The sequence below is a fragment of the Bacillus velezensis genome, assembly GCF_001461825.1.
In the GTDB taxonomy this organism is placed as follows: Bacteria; Bacillota; Bacilli; order Bacillales; family Bacillaceae; genus Bacillus; species Bacillus velezensis.
In genome coordinates this window covers 25,648-44,570 of the sequence record NZ_LLZC01000018.1, presented here as the reverse complement: position 1 = coordinate 44,570, position 18,923 = coordinate 25,648, and the positions used below count along the sequence as shown (strand labels likewise).

Annotated in this window: 20 protein-coding genes; 4 read left to right on the top strand and 16 right to left on the bottom strand. The window is 49.8% G+C overall.

The genetic code is table 11. The features are described from left to right. Nucleotides 1-181: 181 nt before the first annotated feature. The 12 genes from AR442_RS08860 to AR442_RS08805 all read right to left on the bottom strand — a co-directional run bounded on the left by AR442_RS08860 (nt 182) and on the right by AR442_RS08805 (nt 12,081). Nucleotides 182-1,636, bottom strand: a complete 1,455-nt coding sequence (locus AR442_RS08860; RefSeq protein WP_014418965.1) for a tetratricopeptide repeat protein — start codon at nt 1,634-1,636, stop codon at nt 182-184. 115 nt (nt 1,637-1,751) lie between these two features. Beyond that, on the bottom strand, nt 1,752-2,813 hold the full coding sequence (locus tag AR442_RS08855) for a sensor histidine kinase (RefSeq protein ID WP_014418966.1): 1,062 nt from the start codon (nt 2,811-2,813) through the stop codon (nt 1,752-1,754). Beyond that, nucleotides 2,810-3,487, bottom strand: a complete 678-nt coding sequence (locus tag AR442_RS08850) for a response regulator transcription factor (RefSeq protein WP_014418967.1) — start codon at nt 3,485-3,487, stop codon at nt 2,810-2,812. The genes AR442_RS08855 and AR442_RS08850 overlap by 4 nt, the downstream gene beginning before the upstream one ends. Nucleotides 3,488-3,688: 201 nt before the next feature. Then, nucleotides 3,689-5,458 (bottom strand): ABC transporter ATP-binding protein, encoded by a 1,770-nt coding sequence (locus tag AR442_RS08845; protein ID WP_014418969.1) that lies wholly within the window; start codon nt 5,456-5,458, stop codon nt 3,689-3,691. A gap of 211 nt (nt 5,459-5,669) precedes the next feature. Then, nucleotides 5,670-6,290, bottom strand: a complete 621-nt coding sequence (hisIE, locus tag AR442_RS08840) for a bifunctional phosphoribosyl-AMP cyclohydrolase/phosphoribosyl-ATP diphosphatase HisIE (RefSeq protein ID WP_014418970.1) — start codon at nt 6,288-6,290, stop codon at nt 5,670-5,672. After that, a complete protein-coding gene (hisF, locus tag AR442_RS08835) occupies nt 6,287-7,045 on the bottom strand; it encodes an imidazole glycerol phosphate synthase subunit HisF (RefSeq protein ID WP_014418971.1) in 759 nt (252 codons plus the stop codon). Before hisF ends, hisIE begins: the two co-directional genes overlap by 4 nt. After that, on the bottom strand, nt 7,042-7,779 hold the full coding sequence (hisA, locus tag AR442_RS08830; RefSeq protein ID WP_014418972.1) for a 1-(5-phosphoribosyl)-5-[(5-phosphoribosylamino)methylideneamino]imidazole-4-carboxamide isomerase: 738 nt from the start codon (nt 7,777-7,779) through the stop codon (nt 7,042-7,044). The genes hisF and hisA overlap by 4 nt, the downstream gene beginning before the upstream one ends. Then, nucleotides 7,776-8,414, bottom strand: a complete 639-nt coding sequence (gene hisH, locus AR442_RS08825) for an imidazole glycerol phosphate synthase subunit HisH (protein WP_014418973.1) — start codon at nt 8,412-8,414, stop codon at nt 7,776-7,778. Before hisH ends, hisA begins: the two co-directional genes overlap by 4 nt. Continuing rightward, nucleotides 8,415-8,999, bottom strand: coding sequence for an imidazoleglycerol-phosphate dehydratase HisB (gene hisB / locus AR442_RS08820; protein WP_014418974.1), 585 nt, complete (start codon nt 8,997-8,999; stop codon nt 8,415-8,417). After that, the gene (hisD, locus tag AR442_RS08815; RefSeq protein WP_014418975.1) at nt 8,965-10,278 is read right to left on the bottom strand and encodes a histidinol dehydrogenase; all 1,314 of its coding nucleotides are present in this window, start codon (nt 10,276-10,278) and stop codon (nt 8,965-8,967) included. Before hisD ends, hisB begins: the two co-directional genes overlap by 35 nt. Beyond that, the gene (hisG, locus tag AR442_RS08810) at nt 10,275-10,916 is read right to left on the bottom strand and encodes an ATP phosphoribosyltransferase (RefSeq protein WP_012118547.1); all 642 of its coding nucleotides are present in this window, start codon (nt 10,914-10,916) and stop codon (nt 10,275-10,277) included. Before hisG ends, hisD begins: the two co-directional genes overlap by 4 nt. Then, nucleotides 10,909-12,081, bottom strand: a complete 1,173-nt coding sequence (locus tag AR442_RS08805) for an ATP phosphoribosyltransferase regulatory subunit (RefSeq protein ID WP_007407436.1) — start codon at nt 12,079-12,081, stop codon at nt 10,909-10,911. Before AR442_RS08805 ends, hisG begins: the two co-directional genes overlap by 8 nt. Nucleotides 12,082-12,318: 237 nt before the next feature. Between AR442_RS08805 and AR442_RS08800 the strand changes: the two genes are divergently transcribed. Further along, nucleotides 12,319-13,044: a C39 family peptidase gene (locus AR442_RS08800; RefSeq protein WP_021495261.1), complete on the top strand. Its 726-nt coding sequence runs from the start codon at nt 12,319-12,321 to the stop codon at nt 13,042-13,044. Nucleotides 13,045-13,060: 16 nt separating this feature from the next. On the opposite strand, the gene AR442_RS08795 is transcribed toward AR442_RS08800, so the two are convergent. Genes AR442_RS08795 through hprK form a run of 4 tightly spaced genes read right to left on the bottom strand, consistent with a single transcriptional unit; the run spans nt 13,061 to nt 16,021 of the window. Next, nucleotides 13,061-13,579 (bottom strand): acyltransferase, encoded by a 519-nt coding sequence (locus AR442_RS08795; protein WP_014418977.1) that lies wholly within the window; start codon nt 13,577-13,579, stop codon nt 13,061-13,063. Between the two features lie 3 nt (nt 13,580-13,582). Then, a complete protein-coding gene (gene ppaX, locus AR442_RS08790; protein WP_014418978.1) occupies nt 13,583-14,233 on the bottom strand; it encodes a pyrophosphatase PpaX in 651 nt (216 codons plus the stop codon). A gap of 25 nt (nt 14,234-14,258) precedes the next feature. Further along, entirely contained in the window at nt 14,259-15,074 is an 816-nt protein-coding gene (gene lgt / locus AR442_RS08785) for a prolipoprotein diacylglyceryl transferase (RefSeq protein ID WP_014418979.1), read from the bottom strand. Between the two features lie 14 nt (nt 15,075-15,088). Then, entirely contained in the window at nt 15,089-16,021 is a 933-nt protein-coding gene (hprK, locus tag AR442_RS08780) for an HPr(Ser) kinase/phosphatase (RefSeq protein WP_003151456.1), read from the bottom strand. 169 nt (nt 16,022-16,190) lie between these two features. On the opposite strand from hprK, the gene nagA reads away from it, so the two are divergent. Genes nagA through AR442_RS08765 form a run of 3 tightly spaced genes read left to right on the top strand, consistent with a single transcriptional unit; the run spans nt 16,191 to nt 18,848 of the window. Then, nucleotides 16,191-17,381 carry an N-acetylglucosamine-6-phosphate deacetylase gene (gene nagA / locus AR442_RS08775; protein ID WP_014418980.1) on the top strand — a complete coding sequence of 397 codons (1,191 nt, stop codon included), beginning with the start codon at nt 16,191-16,193 and terminating at the stop codon, nt 17,379-17,381. Beyond that, nucleotides 17,378-18,103, top strand: coding sequence for a glucosamine-6-phosphate deaminase (gene nagB, locus AR442_RS08770; protein ID WP_014418981.1), 726 nt, complete (start codon nt 17,378-17,380; stop codon nt 18,101-18,103). The genes nagA and nagB overlap by 4 nt, the downstream gene beginning before the upstream one ends. A gap of 13 nt (nt 18,104-18,116) precedes the next feature. Then, nucleotides 18,117-18,848: a GntR family transcriptional regulator gene (locus AR442_RS08765; protein WP_012118554.1), complete on the top strand. Its 732-nt coding sequence runs from the start codon at nt 18,117-18,119 to the stop codon at nt 18,846-18,848. The last annotated feature ends 75 nt before the right edge of the window (nt 18,849-18,923 follow it).

Below are 18,923 nucleotides of genomic sequence, written 5' to 3'. Positions count from 1 at the left end.
TACAGTTATATTTCAATGTGATTGCAAATCTCATATTTTGCAAAATAAACGGTGATTACAGCCCGATTTCGATTCAAAAAGCAAAAAAATACGTATGAATACCTCTTTTTTCGGCGGTAAAGTTCTGTTTGCCCCTTTCTGATAAAAAAAGAACCGACTCTTTATATAGAAAGAATCGGTTTTATTCTAATATATCATCTATTTGTCTGATGTATTTCGAAAGTGTTGCCGGCGTTATACCGTAAACGGCGGCCGTTTCTTTTTTCGTCGTTTTTTCGCCGTTTGCTTCTTTCCATACATATGCGATGGCTGCGGCCCACGCCCGCTCATTCTGTACGGCAGCGGCGGCGCGGATGTGCTGAATGACGTGAAAAACCCAGCAGCTCATGACGTCAGTTTTTAAACTGTCGGCTTCCGCTTTCTCCAGAAGCTTGACCGTCCGATACGTGAACAGCGCATCACCGGAAACGTCTGAAGCGCCTTTTTCACCGGAAAGCAGCAATCTGACGAAATCTTGTTCAAACGGTGAAACGGCGCGTTTTGCCGTCAGAACTTTTTCAAGCTGGTTCCGCTCTCCTTCAGCGCTGCTGATATAATAGGCGGCAAGCCGCTGTTCAAGTGAAGCAGGCAGCGGTTCCTGCCGCTCCGCCCAAGGCGCGGGCCGGTCTGATTCGGGAAATTCGGCTTCGGCCTTTTTCCAAATGGTTTCCGCAAATTCTGTGCGGCCTGTCCCGTAGGCTGAGGCGGCAAGCCAGTAATAAAACGTTTCGTCGCCTTCGAACCCGCTTTTGTAAAGAGAACGGAGCCATTTATAACCGAGATCATGTCTGCCGACAAGCGCAAGCGTCGCCCCCAGCTTATAGCGCTGTTCGAATAAAATCGGATACACATTAGCGAGCCTTTCGCTCAATTCTCCGACTTTTTCATCTTCCCTCTCGTAATAGCAGAATACAAGGAGGTTGCACAGGGCATGGAGATTGCCTTCATTTTTCTCAAGCACTTCGAATACCGTTTGTTTCGCTTTTGTGACATTGCCTGAGTAAAAGTAAGCGAGCGCCAGGTTGTTGTATGCAGACCAAAGCTCGGGATAATCGGCCGTAATCTCTTCAAGCATGACAACCGCTTCATGAAGCTGGCCGCTCTCAAGAAGCGTTTTTGCCCGGTCCTGCCTGATCAGCAGCTCATCCTGGTCATAGAGCGATTCGTCTTCACCCGCTTCACCGAAATCCAAAAGCTCCATCAGATTTTCAATCTCTTCGCTGAATTCACCGTCCGGATCGGCATCTGAATAAGCCGCCGCTTCTTTGTATGCTTCCTGAAAGAGTCCCAAATGCGCGAAATTATTCGCTTTAAAGTAATGACACTCGGGCATTTCTTCTTTCAGGTTCACCAAAATAAAGTCGAACAGCTCATTTGACTGCTGGTAGTGGCCCATTTCAGAATAAATGACGGCCAGCCGGGACAGCATTTCGGAATCATTCGGCTCGAGGTGGACGGCCCGCTGAATCAGTTTGCTGGCCCGTTTTAAATTCCGCTCTTTATATGCTTTTAAGCCTTTATGAAAAAAATATTGTCCATCCTGAAGCAGCTGGACAATTTGCGCGTGCTTTTTCTGTTCAGAAGTGTGTTTTCCCACAAATATCCTCCGTTTTATACGTATTACCGTCAGTAGTATACCATAAAACGGTTTCGCCTCAATAGTTCAAAAGACAGGATCGGCTTCGTTTTTTACTGGCTGGTTCGACCAGATTTTAGCTGTTTTTTTCACGAGGCTCGGCTGGAAGAATGACGCGGAAAAGGGTTCCTTCGCCGCGCTTGCTCTCAACCTCTATCGAACCGCCGTGCAGCTCTGCGATTTTTTGGGCGATAGACAGGCCGAGCCCGCTTCCCCCTGCGTTTCTCGCCTTGTCCGCTTTATAAAACCGTTCAAATACACGCTCCGCCTGTTCAGGCTCCATTCCGATTCCGTCGTCGGCGATTTCGACAGCCGCCGCTCCCGGCAGATCTGCAATTTTAACGGAAATGCGGCCGCCTTCACCGGTAAATTTTACGGCATTGTGAATCAGATTCATCCATACTTGGCTGAGCAGCGCTTCATCTCCGTACACATACGACTCCTGTAAATCAATGAGAAACTCAATCTGTTTGGCGGACCATTCAGGCTCACAGGTCAATATGGTGCGCCGCAGCTGTTTGTCAATGCGGAACGGTTTTTTTTGTATCGGTTCGGTTTGGCGTTCAAGCGCAGTGAGCTTCAGCAGATTTTCACTGATTTTTGATAATCGTTCTGTTTCTGTTTCGATGATGTGTAAGTAGCGCCCCCGCTCCTCATATGATAAATCCGGTTTTTTCAGAAGATGCGCGTAGCCCTTTAATGAAGTGAGCGGGGTTTGGATTTCATGGGAAACGTTCGAAATAAATTCTTGTTTCAGTTTTTCCATTTCACTCAGTTCCGCGGCGAGTGTCGACAGTTCATCAGCCAATTTCGTCACGGGGTGGTTCCGCTCAATCTTCTCCATTTTCCGGGAAGCGGCCGCTGTGAAGTTGCCGCTCGACATTTGCTTGATCGTGGCGGTCAGCGAATCCCAGATCGCATGATGTCTTTCACGTGCTGACTTTGAAAAAATAAACATCGTTACAAACAGCAGGCCGAAAACAAGCCAAAGCGTCACAATCTGCTCGGCGTACGGCACAAGCAAAATCGGCCATATGAGACCGAATCCCTGAACGATCAGGTGAGCCGCCAGCCATAAGAATGCGGTGACGGTGAGAAGGATGATGATTTTCCCAGCCGTTCTGAAGATCCGTTTCATCCTGTCACCACAAACCGATACCCGAGCCCCCGCACCGTATGGATGGCAAACGGATAGTCTTTTTCCGGAAACCGTTCTCTCAGCCTTTTAATATGCACATCAACGGTCCGCTCGTCACCTTCATAATCAAAGCCCCAAATATCTTCTATTAATTGTTCTCTTGAAAACGTCTTATTCGGATAACCGGCGAGCTTAAATAAAAGCTCAAATTCACGCCGGGGCAATGTCAATCCCACTCCGCCGCCGCGCGTTACGGTGCGGGATTGCTTATCTAATGTGACCGTTCCGATGGTCAGCAGTTTTTCAGCGGTGATCCGGTACCGTTTCAGCAATGCTTTGACCCTTGCTTCCAGCTCAAGCGGCTCAAACGGTTTGACGAGATAATCATCCGCTCCGGAAGTAAAACCTTGCACTTTGTCCAGCGTTTCGCCTTTTGCCGTCAGCATCAAAATCGGAATGTCCGTAAAGCTGCGGACGGCTTCACTGACTTCAAACCCGTCCATTTTCGGCATCATCACATCCAGTATGATGAGATCTATAGGTGCTGATTCGATCAGCCGCACCGCCGCTTCCCCGTCTTCCGCTTCTGCGACGTCAAAACCGCTCTGCTCCATCATGAGGCGGACAAGCTCACGGATATGGCGGTCGTCATCCGCAACCAATATGACAGCCATGAAAATCCCTCCTTCTGCTTTTTTCTTTTCATGAATCGACATGATGTCTATAAACCGAATTTTTTCATTGTCTCCTGTACCGGCATACACGCTTATGGCTTGGCTCTTCATCGTTACCGACCCTACACCCGTATGAACAGGACTCCGGCTGCAAAATAAAAAGCAGCTTTTTCAGCTGCTTTTTATTCATAAAGTCTTGCTTTACACAGCTTTGTTTTCTAAGTCGGCATTCAGCTTCAGCTGCTGTTCCGCAAAATCGCGGTACAGCGAATGGGATGCCATTAATTCATGGTGTGTGCCCCGTCCTGTGATTTCACCCTGTTCGACAAAGAGAAGCTGATCTGCATCCACAACCGTGGATAAACGGTGGGCGATCACAATCGTGGTGCGGCCTTCCATTAGAACTTCCAGCGCCTGCTGCACCCATTTTTCAGATTGGCTGTCCAGACTTGATGTCGCTTCATCAAGCATCAGAATGCTCGGGTTGCGAAGGAGCGCTCTGGCAATAGCGATGCGCTGGCGCTGTCCGCCTGACAGCATAATTCCCCGCTCACCGACCTCGGTTTCAAATTTCTTCGGTAAGTCTTCAATAAATTGCAGGGCGTAGGCCATGTCAGCCGCTTGCCTCAGTTCCTCATCAGTCACCTCGCGTTTTAATCCGTAGCAGATATTGTCGCGGATGGTGCCTGACATTAACGGGCTTTCTTGCGACACGTAGCCGATATGCTCCCGCCATGACTCAAGGGAATACGTATCAATCGGTTCATTTCCGAGCAGGATGCTGCCCGCAGTCGGATTGTAGAATCGTTCAAGCAGCTTAAATAACGTTGTTTTTCCGCCGCCGCTCGGTCCGACGATCGCGGTGACTTTGCCGGCCTCAATCGTAGCCGTAATGTCTTTTAAGATGGTTTGATCTGTTTTGTAGCCGAATGAGACTTGTTCAAGCTTAATCGGCTGATCCGCGTTTTCAATGGCTTTTCCGGTTTGGATATCTTCTTCTTTTTCTGCAAGAATATGAATCATCCGTTCCGTTGCGCCGACGGATTTTTGAAGCTGTGTGAAAAATGAAGTGATCTGGCCCATCGGCATAATGATCTGAAACAAATACAGGATAAAGGCAACGAGTGCGCCGGCTGTCAATTCACCGGATGACACCTGCATCCCGCCGTACCCGATGACAGCGACCAGCGCCGCCATTAATACAAGTGTAATAAGCGGGCCTACGAGCGACTGCACCTTCGCTTCACGCAGCCCGAGTTTAAAGAGCGCCATGATGCCTGCTTTTCCGCGTCCGTATTCCGCTTCTTCAGCGTTTGACGCTTTTACAAGCCTGATTTCCGGGAGGATGTGGTTTAATAATCCGGTGAATCTCGCCGTTTCATCCTGTGTTTCCCGAGAAATTTTAAACATTTTCCGGCCGATCGGCACTAAAATCACCGCAGCCAGCGGCACGACGATCAGCACGAGCAATGTCAGCTTCCAGTTCATGAAAAATAAGATCGTCAGTGACCCGATAACGGAAATGATTCCGGTAATAAATCCGCTGATATTGTTTGTGATCAGCTCTTTTACCACCATTGTGTCATTGGTGACACGGCTGATCGTTTCTCCTGTGGCGTTTTTGTCAAAATAAGAGACGGGCAGTTTAATTAATTTCTGCCACAACAAATCACGCAGTCCCGAGATGATTTTCTGGCCGCTGTAGTTCAGGGCGTAGGTGGCGTAGGCGCTTAATGCGGCCTGTACGATAAACACGGCTGCGATGATTCCGATTTGCACGCCTGACAGCGACGACATGGAAAAGCCGTCAACGAGCTGCTTTGTCAATAGTGGAATCAGCAGGCTGACGAGCGTTGTCACAATACTGAGAGACAGCGCGAAGGCCAGCATACCGTATGATGGTTTTGTTTTTTTGACTAATGAAAAAAATGAGCTGAATTTCCCTTTAGGTTTTGGTTGTTTATTCGGCATATGTTTTCCTCCTATATCACTGTTTATACTATAACGGATGTGCATGAACGGAATATGAACAAAACGTACATTTTTGATAAAAACCAAAATAAACTCTATTAGTCAATATTATCAAATTCATCTGCCTCCGGTTGCGGAAATAAGGAATATTTAATTGAATGTTTAAGTTTGACAGATTAAAAACCTCACGGATCTCTCCGTGAGGTTTGTTTTACTCAGATGCTGAATGGCGTTTTGCAAGGACGTCAAGCACGTCGTCCAAAGGAAGCGACTGCTCACGCAGAAGAACGAGCAAATGATACAGCAAATCCGCCGCTTCCCATTTTAATTCTTCATGGTCGCGATTTTTGGCGGCGATAATAACCTCTGCGGCTTCTTCGCCGACTTTTTTGAGGATTTTATCGACGCCTTCCCGAAACAGATACGTTGTGTAGGCTCCGTCAGGCATCTCCGCCTGCCGTTTGGCGATTACGCTTTCCAGTTCGTTTAAGATGCCGAAACGATCCTGCGCGTCCGCTTTTTCCGAGGAAAAGCAGCTGTAACTTCCTTTATGGCAGGCGGGTCCTGAGGGCTCCGCAAGCACGACGAGGGCATCTTGATCGCAGTCATAACGGATGGCTTTCACCTTTTGGGTATTCCCTGATGTCGCTCCTTTATGCCACAGCTCCTGCCGTGAACGGCTGTAAAACCAGGTTTCTTTCGTTTCTATCGTTTTTTCGTAGGATTCACGATTCATATAAGCCAGTGTCAGCACTTCTTTGCTTGCCGCATCCTGTACGATGGCGGGAATCAGTCCGGCCTCGTCAAACCGCAGTTCATCTGCCCGTTTCATCTCACATTCACCCCGTGTTTCTTCATATAATCTTTCACTTCTTTTATAGATGTCTCTTTATAATGGAAAATGGAAGCTGCAAGCGCGGCGTCCGCTTCACCGATCGTGAAGGCTTCAAGCATATGGCGCGCGCTGCCGGCTCCCCCTGACGCAATGACGGGCACCGGGACGGCACGTGTGACAAGCTGTGTGAGCGTATGATTAAAGCCTGTTTTCTCACCGTCTGCGTCCATGCTTGTCAGCAGGATTTCGCCCGCTCCCCGGCTGACGGCTTCTTTTGCCCAGGCCGTGACTTCCCAGTCGGTTTTCTGTCTGCCGCCGTGTGTGTACACTTTATAGCAATCCGAATCTTCATCATACTTTGCGTCAATCGCCGCTACGATGCATTGCGAGCCGAAAAAATCCGCTCCTTCCGTAATCAGCTCGGGGCGGAGAACGGCCGCTGTATTAACGGATACTTTATCAGCGCCGGCGCGAAGCATTCGTTTCATATCGCTTAATTGATTAATTCCGCCGCCGACCGTAAACGGAATCGCCAGTTTTGCCGCAACCTGTTCTACGACGTCTGTCATCGTCTTGCGGCCTTCGTGAGAGGCGGAAATGTCGAGAAAAACAAGTTCGTCAGCGCCCTCCCTGTCGTAAGCTTCGGCCAGCTCGACAGGATCGCCCGCATCTTTCAGCCCGAGAAATTGTATGCCTTTGACGACGCGTCCTTCTTTCACATCGAGACACGGAATGATTCGTTTCGTGATCATGCGTCCTTCACCCCGCTGAGCGCTTCAGCCAATGTAAATTGTTTTGTATACAGCGCTTTTCCGATAATCGCTCCCGATACGCCGGCGTCTTTGAAGCGGGCCAGTGCTTTGAGGTCGGCGACTGAGCTGACTCCGCCTGAAGCGATGACGGTTTTTCCTGTTGCTTTTGCGAGCTGAACGGTGCTTTCGATGTTCGGTCCTGACAGCATGCCGTCAGTTGCAATATCCGTGAAAATGAAGGTTTCCGCTCCTTCCTTCGCCAATTCATGGCCTAGATCGGCCGCTCTTACCGAGGATGTTTCCAGCCAGCCTTCCGTCGAGACATATCCGTTCCTTGCATCAAGGCCAATCGCGATTTTGCCGCCGTATTGTTTCAGCATGCTCTTCACAAATGCCGGATCGGATACGGCCGAGCTGCCGAGAATGACGCGATCAACGCCTTGTGATAAATAACCGTACACATCCGCTTCAGAACGGATCCCGCCGCCGATCTCGACTTTGACATCAAGCTGCCGCGCAATGTCAAGAACATGCCTGTCGTTTACTTTCCTGCCTGCTTTCGCGCCGTCAAGATCCACGAGATGAATCCATTCGGCACCTTCTTGTGCAAATTGCGCCGCCATATCTAAAGGAGAGTCACCGTATATCGTTTCCTTGCCGTAATCGCCTTGGATGAGGCGGACGCATTTGCCGTTTCTCATATCGATTGCCGGATATAATGTAAAAGCGTTCATTTCTTCACCTCCTGTTCCGCTGCCATTTTTGTAAATTGCGTTAAGATCGCCATTCCGGCCGTACCGCTTTTTTCCGGGTGAAACTGGGCACCGAAGACATTGCGTTTACCGACGATGGCCGGAACACGAACGCCGTACTCAGCGCTTGCCAGAAGATCGCCGTCTTCCATCCCGTCTATATAATAGGAATGGACAAAGTAAACGAAGCCTTCTTCCGCTTCCGAAAGCAAAGGAGACGTTTGGTGAAACGTCAGCCGGTTCCAGCCCATATGCGGCACCTTCAGCTTTTTTCCTTCGGCATCTCTGTCTTTGAGTCTCACAGCTTTTCCGGCTAATAAACCAAGTCCTTTTGCAGAGCCGTTTTCGGTGCTTTCTTCGAAAATGAGCTGCATGCCGAGGCAGATGCCGAGGAGCAGCTTCCCCTCGTCAACCATACGGTGTATGAATTGATCAAGCTTCGTGCTGCGTAAATTGTCCATGGCGTCACTGAATGATCCGACACCGGGAAGAATAAAAGCATCCGCTTTTTCAAGCTCTTCCGGCCGGTCTGATACGACATACGGGACGCCGACGCGTTCCAGCGCCTTCGACACGCTGAATAAATTGCCCATACCGTAATCAATTACACCGATCATTTACAGCATTCCTTTCGTAGACGGCACACCCTTGACGCGCGGATCAATGGATGACGCTTCATCAAGCGCTCTGCCAAGCGCCTTAAACACGGCTTCTATCATATGATGGGTATTCGTGCCGTAATGAACGATGACGTGCAGATTCATTCTCGCTTCCAGCGCCAGTTTCCATAGGAATTCATGTACCAGCTCGGTATCAAACGTTCCGACTTTCGCTTGTGGAAATGCAGCGCGCATCTCAAGGTGCGGCCGGTTGCTCAGGTCTACGGCGACTTGGGCGAGCGCTTCGTCCATCGGCACAAGCGCTGATCCGTACCGTTTGATCCCTTTTTTATCACCGAGCGCCTCCAAAAAAGCCTGCCCTAAACAGATGCCGATATCTTCAGTCGTATGGTGATCATCTATCTCCGTATCGCCTTTTGCGTCAACAGTTAAATCGAATTGCCCATGCTTTGTGAACAAATCAAGCATATGAGTCATAAACGGCACATCCGTGCTGATGTCGGCTTTTCCTTCTCCGTCTATTTCGAAAGCCAGCTTAATATCGGTCTCATTTGTTGTTCTGGCGCGTTCCGCTTTTCTCATCGGTCATTCCTCCGTTTCTCGCTTCAATCGATCTTGCGTGCGCTTCAAGCCCTTCCAGTCTCGCGAAGGCGGAAATGCTGTCTGCGTGCGTTTCAAATGCCTTCCGGCTGTAAGAGATGATGCTCGATTTCTTTTGAAAATCTGTTACATTCAACGGGCTTGAAAACCGCGCCGTTCCGTTTGTCGGCAAAACGTGATTCGGTCCGGCAAAATAATCGCCGACCGGTTCAGCGCTGTATCGTCCTAAGAAAATCGCTCCCGCGTGTCTGATGCTTCCAAGCAAAGCCTCCGGCGAATGCGTCATGATTTCTAAATGCTCGGGCGCCAGCGCATTCACCGTGTCCACCGCATCTTCCATCGATTCCGTAATATAAATGCGGCCGTGATCCTTGATCGACGCTTCGGCGATTTCTTTACGCGGCAGTGTCTGAAGCTGTTTATTCACCTCATCTGATACGGCTTCGGCAAGCTTCCGTGAGTCGGTGACAAGCACGCTTGAGCTGAGCGTATCGTGTTCGGCCTGTGAAAGCAGGTCAGCAGCGACTTCTTTGGGCACCGCCGTATCGTCTGCCAGGACCACGATTTCACTGGGCCCGGCAATCATGTCAATATCCACAACGCCGAAGACTTCGCGCTTCGCGAGCGCTACAAATATATTGCCGGGGCCCGTGATTTTATCAACAGGCTGTATCGTTTCGGTTCCGTGAGCGAGCGCGGCAATCGCCTGCGCGCCTCCCGCTTTGTAAATTTCCTTTATGCCGAGCTCAGACGCCGCCGCCAGAACGCCCGGCGAAAGGCGGCCGTCTTTCCCCGGAGGACTGACGAGAACGATCCGTTCCACTCCCGCAGCGAGAGCGGGGATGACATTCATTAAAACGGAAGACGGATAAGCGGCCGTCCCGCCCGGCACGTATACGCCCGCGGAATCGAGCGCCGTTATTTTCTGCCCGAGCATCGTGCCGTCTTTGCGATGGTAAAACCAAGAAGATTGCAGCTGGCGTTCGTGATATTCTTTAATATTGGCAATCGCCTGTCTGATCACTTCCAGCAGCTGATCATCAAGCAGACGGTACGCCTCGGTGACTTCCTCAGCACTCACGGCCATTTGGTTCAGGCTGATGCCGTCAAATGTTTTTGTATAGGCCAAAACGGCTTTGTCACCGTTTTGTCTGACGTCTTCAATAATCCCCCTGACGGTTTTCCGCTGCTCTTCGGTTCCGCTGTCGATGGAACGCTTCAGTGAAAACCGCTCGCTTCTTTTTACTGCGGTTATTTTCATTGTGCCGTTTCTCCTTCCACAACCCTGGCCAGCCTGGCCGCCATTTCGTCGATTACATCATCCTTCATGCGGTAGCTGACCGGATTGACGATAAAACGCGATGTGATGTCACAAATATGTTCTGATTCAACGAGACCGTTTTCCTTTAATGTCCGCCCGGTTGATACGATATCTACGATTCTGTCAGCAAGCCCGATTAAAGGCGCCAATTCAATGGAACCGTTCAGCTTAATGATTTCCACCTGTTCGCCCTGCTCTCTGAAATAACTCGACGCAACATTCGGATATTTCGTCGCAATCCTCGGGGCGACTCCGTTCCAATCCGCTCCGGGAAGCCCCGCAACGGCGAGATGGCATTTGCTGATTTTCAGATCGAGCACCTCATACACGTCACGCTCTTCCTCAAGCATGACATCCTTTCCGGCAATACCGGCATCAGCGACGCCATGCTCGACATAGGTCGTCACATCCATCGGCTTTGCCAGAATAAAGCGGAGATTTTCTTCAGGAACGTCAATGATCAGCTTTCTCGATTCTTCAAACTCCTCGGGCAGCCTGTATCCGGCCTGCCGCAGCAACCCGGCCGCTTCTTCGAATATCCGTCCTTTTGGCATTGCCATTGTGAGTACCTTACCCATTCTGCTCTTCCTTTCTGGCACCGATAAAGTATGTGACGTTTGCGAATGATTTTGTCATATGATCGATATTTTCAATGCCCGCCAGATCCTGCAGGACGACTTTTCTGCCTCTCGCCCTTTCTTCCTCCGCGAATAAAATGGCCTGCGCCCGCTGCTCCTTGCTGAAAATCACGGCGTCCGCTTCACTAGTTTCTTCCTGGATGCCGAGCGCTTCAATCAGCCTGTCGATACGGAGCCCGAAACCCGTGGCGGGAGCGGGACTGCCGAAATGGCCGAGAAGATTGTTATAGCGTCCGCCGCTTCCGATGACGAAACCAACATTTGCCGCATATACTTCGAATAAAATTCCCGTGTAATAACTCATATGGCTGACCATATTCAGATCAAGGCGAATATGCTCGGCACACCCGTAATCCTCAAGAATGTCCCACAGGTCTTCCAGCTCCTGAATCAAGCTTTGTCCGGAGATGCCGATGATCTCCTCCGCCTTGGCGCAGATTTCTTTCCCGCCTCGCAATTCCAGAAGTGCGAGCAGCCGGCTTTTGTCTATTGAAGAAAGCGGAAGAGATTTGACATGTTCCCTGTATCCCACGTAATTCTTTTCAAAGAGAAAGCGCCGCAGAACATCCGCCCGCTCGGCATTGCCCAAAACCTCGACAAACAGCTCATCAGCGAGTCCGGCATGGCCGATCGCGATTTTAAACCGGTGCAATCCCGCGTTTTTCAAAGCGCCTGCCGCCAGCGCAATCACCTCGGCGTCCGCGCTTGTTGATCCGTCGCCGATCAGCTCCGCGCCGACCTGTTCGAATTCGGCCGGACGTCCGCCTTCCCGCTCCTGAGCGCGATAGACGCTTGCCGCGTACCCCGCTCTGAGCGGATGATTGTGTTTGTGCAGCTTAGACGCCGCCACCCTGGCAATCGGTCCGGTCATGTCAGGCCGAAGCACAAGCGTTTTTCCGTCCTGATCGAGAAGCTTAAACAGCTGCTGTTCTTCAATAGCTGACTGGACGCCTACTGTTTCATAAAATTCAAGGGTCGGCGTCTCCATAAACTGATAACCCCATTTATCAATTAAATCCGTCAGTGTGGAACGGACTTTTTTCTTGGCTTCGTATAAACCGGGCAGCGTATCTCTCATGCCATGCGGTTTCTCAAACATAAACATTTGCCTTTTGCACCTCCGCTTTATCTGAAGGAAAATTCCGAATCCTTTAGTTCGCTAATATGATAATATGTTAGCAGATAAAAGAATGAATTGCAACGCCCAATGTCCGCCTATTCTTTTCCATAAACATGGCTAAAGAATGAACAAACCTGTAAACATACCGGAACGATCGAATCATATTGAGCAGAAGTGCTATAATACATAGAATAGCTTCATCAGAAACAAGGGAGAGTAATAATGAAGACGCTTGGAACATTATGTGTGCTGATTCTGACAGCCATCCTTGTCTATCTCGGGTATAACATCTATACAAACGATATTCATTTGAATTTTTTTAATCAGCAGTCCGACGAGCCTGATGAGAAAACACCGTTAAAAGGGAGCGCGTCACCGCTGAATGTCGTTCTGTACAGACAGATGGATTCTCCCAGACTGTACAATGGCTGTGAGGTGACAAGCCTTGCCATGATTTTGAACAATGCCGGATATCATGTGTCAAAAAATACATTGGCGGATAAAATCAATAAAGTTCCGCTCACATACAGCAGCGGGCTGAAGGGAGATCCGAGTGAAGGATTTGCAGGAGACATGGAAAACGGCCCGGGTTTAGGCGTTTATCATGAGCCGATTGATAAACTTGCCAAAGAATATGCGGGAAACAAAGTATATGACCTGACGGGAAAAGACATTTCTTCAGTGTACCGCCAGCTTGAAAAGGGACGGCCGGTCTGGGTGATTACCACCACATCCTTTAAGCCGGTTGATAATATGCAGACTTGGAATACGCCGAACGGAAAGATCGACATTACGTTCAGCATGCATAGCGTAGCCGTCACCGGTTATGATCACGATTATGTATACGTTAATGATCCTTACGGCTATAAAAACAGAAAAACAGACCGGTCTGACTTTGAAAAAGCCTGGAAGCAGATGGGCAGCCAGGCCATTGTGATCAAGTCATAAAAAAACCCCGCTGACGTTAATCAGCGGGGTTTTCCATTCGTTTTTTCATTTCTTCGTCCGTATAGATCACCTGCATCGGATTTCCTCCGACAAACGCCCCGGCCGGGACATCTTTGTGCACCAGGGTGCCGGCTGATACAACGGCTCCGCTCCCGATGGTGACGCCGGGCAGAATGGTTGTGTTTGCACCGATCATCACCTTGTCACCGATTGTGACAAAACCGGTCCGGTACTCATGTATTAAGTATTCATGAGCCAAAATCGTCGTATTGTAGCCGATGATGCTGTTTTTTCCGACAGTGATTTTTTCGGGAAACATGATATCCGGCATCACCATCAGCGCGAATGACGTCTGTTTTCCGACATTCATTTTCAAAAAGGTTCGGTACAGCCAGTTTTTCACGCTTAAAAACGGCGTATACCTTGCGATCTGAATGATGATGAAATTTTTCATCACCTTCAGAAAGGGAACCGTCTGATAAACATGCCACAATGAATTTGCACCTGCAACCGGATGGCGGTCTGTTTTTCTCACGGATTACTTCACTCCGGTGATGTGCAATAAATCACTCATTTTCTCGAGCATATAATCGGGTTCATAGGCGGAAAGCGTCTGTGCGCCTTTAATCGTCCACGCGACGCCGGCTGTTTTCGTGCCGGCGTTTTTTCCCGCCATGACATCGTGATAATTGTCACCGACCATTAGGGCTTCCGACGGATCGCACCCCAGCCGGCTGAGAGCAAGCCGCACAGGCTCGGGGTCAGGCTTCGGATGCTTAACATCATCAAGCGTGACGACAGTATCGAAAAACGCCCCGATGCCTGTCAGCTTCAATCCCATATTCACTGTATCCCTCAGCTTTGTGGTGACAATCCCGAGCTGATAGCCCGCTTTTTTCAATTCATCAAGCGTTTCATAAACCGTTTCGTACTCCGTGACGAGCTCATCGTGCTTTTCATGGTTGAATGCTCTGTACATGCTGATCATCTCATCGCACTTTTCAGCATTAATGCCTGAAAACGTTTCATACAGAGGCGGGCCGATAAACGGAAGTACATCTTCCCTTTTGAACTGCCCCGGGCAATAATGATCAAGCGTATGAAGGTAAGAAGCGATAATCAGTTCATTCGTGTCAATCAGCGTGCCGTCGAGATCGAATAAAATGGCGGTTACACGTTTATCAGTCATCTTATGTCCTTTCCGATTTCAGGCGTCAGTCCGTGTCGGCATACCGCTTATCGGCATACCCCTTCATGCGTCTGAAAATCATTAAAATAATCGCAAGTACAATCAGCACAATGGAAATGACCTGCGCGATCCGAAGCTGGCTCGTAAGCATCAGGCTGTCCGTCCGCATTCCCTCAATAAAGTATCTGCCGATCGAATACCAGATCACATACGTCAAAAACAGATCGCCCCTGCGCAGGTTCACGCGGCGGAGCAGAAGCAGAATCACGACGCCCGCAAAACTCCACAGCGATTCATACAAAAACGTCGGGTGGTAATATTGTCCGTCTATGTACATCTGATTAATGATGAAATCCGGAAGATGCAGACTTTCCAAAAATGACCGGCTGACCGCTTCACCGTGAGCCTCCTGGTTGATAAAGTTCCCCCAGCGCCCGATGGCCTGGCCGAGCAGAATACTCGGCGCGGCAATATCCGCCAGCTTCCAGAATGAGATGCCTCTTACTTTTGAAAAGACAATTCCCGTTGCGATCGCGCCGATTAATCCGCCGTGAATCGCAATGCCGCCTTTCCAAGTTTTAATGATTACCCCGGGGTGTTCCGAGTAATAGCTCCACTCGAAAAGCACATAATATGCCCTTGCGCAAATGATTGCGATCGGGATGGCGAAAAGAACAAGATCAATAAAAATGTCCTTATTCAGCCCCCGCTTTTCACTCTCCCTCATGGCCATCCAAAGCCCTAATAACGCGCCCGCGCCGATAATGATTCCGTACCAGTGCACGGATAAAGGCCCGAGCTGAAAGGCAATCGGATTGATTGGTGTTCCTGCTTCATTCATATCATTGCCAACTCCTATTCGTCTTGTTCGCCGTCCTCAATGACATCCGCCAGCTTATTCGTGAATTGCTCGGCAGCATTCAAGCCCATCCGCTTCAATCTGAAGTTCATCGCCGCAACTTCGATAATAACGGCGAGATTCCGCCCCGGGCGAACGGGAATGGTCAGTTTTGTAATTTCCGTATCAATGATTTTCATTTTTTCTTCTTCAAGTCCGAGACGGTCGTATTGTTTCCCTTGCTCCCAAAGCTCAAGGTCCATGACGATTGTAATTCTTTTATTGCTTCTGACGGCGCCCGCTCCGAACAGCGTCATGACATTTATAATGCCGAGCCCCCTGATTTCGAGCAGATGCTCAATCAGATCAGGCGCGTTCCCGACAAGGGTATCCTGATCCTCCTGCCGGATTTCAACGCAGTCATCCGCGACAAGACGATGGCCTCGTTTGACAAGCTCCAGCGCCGTTTCACTTTTACCGACTCCGCTTTTTCCCGTAATGAGCACGCCGACGCCGTATATATCCACAAGCACGCCGTGAATGGCCGTTGTCGGCGCGAGACGGCTCTCAAGAAAATTCGTCAGCCTGCTTGACAGCCTGGTTGTTTTCAGAGGGGATCTGAGCACAGGCACACCGTTTTGCTCGGAAGCTTCTACAAGCTCCGGCGGGATCGGCATATCTCTGGAAAGTATGATAGCCGGCGTCACATCGGTGCACAGCGATTTCATCCGCTGTTTCTTATCTTCCTCGGGAAGCTGATCAAAAAATGACAGCTCCGTTTTTCCTAAAAGCTGCACCCGTTCTCTCGGGTAATATGTAAAATAACCGGCGATTTCAATACCGGGCCGTGATAAATCACTCATCGTAATCGGGCGGTTAATCCCTTCTTCTCCGCTGATCAATTCTAAATGGAACTGCTCCATTACGTCTTTGGTCCGAACCTTTGCCAAGATATGTTCCTCCTGTTCTGGGATGTTCCGAGCTTTGAACAGTTATATTTTATCACTTTACCGTCTGAACCAAAACAGATTTATACAATTCCGGCATAACTGGTCTAGATAACTAGTCTGAAAAAGAGTAAAATAAAACTAACAACTAACCAGAAAGGCGTGTTTTAAAGTGGCTGAAAGCTTGTTAATCAGCGGTGCGGACATCGTAACAGAAGAAGAAATCATCCGAAACGGATTTCTCGGTATAAAGAACGGCATCATTTCTTACGCGGGGAAAACAAGACCGCAAGAAACGTATGAGAAGGAATGGAAGGCGCCCGAGGGTTCGTATGCACTTCCCGGAATGATTGATATCCATATTCACGGCGGATACGGCGCGGATACGATGGATGCTGATGTTGCAGCTCTTGATACAATGTCCGCCCGGCTGCCCGAAGAAGGAACAACCTCTTTTTTAGCGACAACGATCACACAGCAGCACGAAAACATTGAAAAAGCGCTCGTCAACGCCAGAAAATGGGCGTCTTCCTCACCGCAGGCCCAAAAAGGCGCTGAGTTGATCGGCATTCATTTAGAAGGACCGTTTGTCTCTCCGAAAAAGGCGGGAGCACAGCCGAAACAATGGATTACTCCTGCTGATGCCGGGCTCTTTCAGAAATGGGAGCGGCTCTCGGGAGGGCTGATCAAAATTGTGACGCTTGCGCCGGAAGAAGATCCTGATTTCAGCCTGATCCGTTATTTAAAAAAACAAAACATCATCCCGTCAATGGGACACACAGACGCGGGAGCCGAGCTTTTACAAAAAGCGGCGGATGCCGGGGCGGTGCATATGACGCACCTCTTCAACGCCATGAGCTCCTTTCATCACCGTGAGCCGGGGGGCATCGGTACGGCTCTCGCCTGCGGCCGCATCACGGCGGAGCTGATCACTGACGGCATTCATTCCCATCCTCTGGCTGTAAAGCTTGCCTATTTGGCGAAAGGAAGCCAAAACCTGATCATGATTACAGACTCCATGCGGGCAAAAGGGCTTAAGGACGGAGAATACGAGTTCGGCGGACAAAAAGTCACCGTTCGCGGGGACACGGCGCTTCTCTCTGACGGGACGCTGGCCGGTTCCATTTTAAAAATGAATGAAGGCGCAGCGCTCATGCGCAGGTTTACAAACTGCTCATGGCCGGATATAGCAAATATGACATCGGCAAATGCGGCCCGCCGCCTCGGCATATTCGACCGTAAAGGAAGCATCGCCGAAGGAAAAGACGCCGACGTTGTTCTGACGGACGGACAGTGCGGTTTGCTGGCAACGATTTGCCGCGGAAACACCGCATATATCTCAAGGGAGGCTGATTGGACATGAACGTTATCACATGCAGACATTATGAAGAATTAAGTGAAAAAGCCGCAGCGATTATCGCTGAAACAGTGAAACAAAAGCCGGATGCCGTTCTCGGCCTTGCGACGGGGGGCACTCCTGAAGGCGTATACAAAGAACTTGTGCGGATGCACCGCTCAGAGGGCTTGTCATTCCGAAATGTCACGACGATCAACCTTGATGAATACGCCGGGCTTTCTCCCGAGGACAAAAACAGCTATCATTATTATATGAATACACATTTTTTTGCACATATCGACAGCCGAAAGGACCGCCACTTTCTCCCTGACGGACGGGCAGACGATCTTGATGCCGAATGCGGACGCTATGACCGATTGATTCAAACACTCGGCGGAGCGGATATACAGCTTTTAGGCATCGGACACAACGGCCATATCGGCTTTAATGAACCCGGGACGCCATTTGAATCCCGAACCCATGTTGTTGAGCTGAATGAAGAGACAAGACAGGCGAATGCGCGGTACTTTCCGTCAATTGATCAAGTCCCTGTAAAAGCCCTGACAATGGGGATCGGGACGATTTTGTCCGGCAAACGGATTTTGATCATGGCATCCGGAAAAAGCAAGGCCCACGCGGTGAAGCAGCTTCTGGACGGGCGCATCAGCGAAGCATTCCCCGCCTCCGCCCTGCACGCGCATCCGGATGTGACGGTCTTGATTGATGAAAAGGCTGCGGGCGGCGATTGAAAGGATTTGACCTATGCAGATTGATAAACAATCTCCGATTCCGATTTACTTTCAGATTATGGAACAATTAAAAACACAAATCAAAAACGGCGAGCTGAAAGCGGATGCGCTGCTTCCGTCGGAGCGGGAATACGCCGAACAATTCGGCATCAGCCGAATGACGGTGCGCCAGGCGCTTTCCAATCTGGTGAATGAAGGATTTTTATACAGACAGAAAGGCCGGGGAACGTTCGTCAGCAAACTGAAGATGGAACAGCCGCTTCAAGGGCTGACAAGCTTTACGGAAGATATGAGAAGCCGGGGCATGAAGCCGGGGAGCAGACTTGCCGAATACCAGCTGATTCAGGCGACGGAAGAATTATCTTCTATCCTGGGATGCGGCTATCCGGCAACGCTTCATAAAATCATCCGCGTCCGGCTGGCAAATGATATCCCGATGGCGATTGAAGCCTCGTACATCCCGTTTGACAAGGCGGGAAAACTGGACGCCTCCCATTTTCAATCATCCATGTATGAGCATATTGAAGCGTACAATCAGATGCCGATCTCACGGGCAAAACAAGAGCTTGAACCGGGAGCCGCTTCCGAGGAAGAAGCTGAGCTGCTCGGTATCCAGCCCGGCGCCCCCGTCCTCTATATCAAGCGGACCACTTATCTGCAGGACGGCACTGCCTTTGAGCACGTCAAATCCGCCTACAGAGGCGACCGCTACACATTCGTGCATTATATGGACAGGGTGAAATGAAACATCTCCAACCGTTACGGGTTGGAGATGTTTTTTTGATCTGCCATTTTCAAATCAAGCCGGTGAATGTTCTCT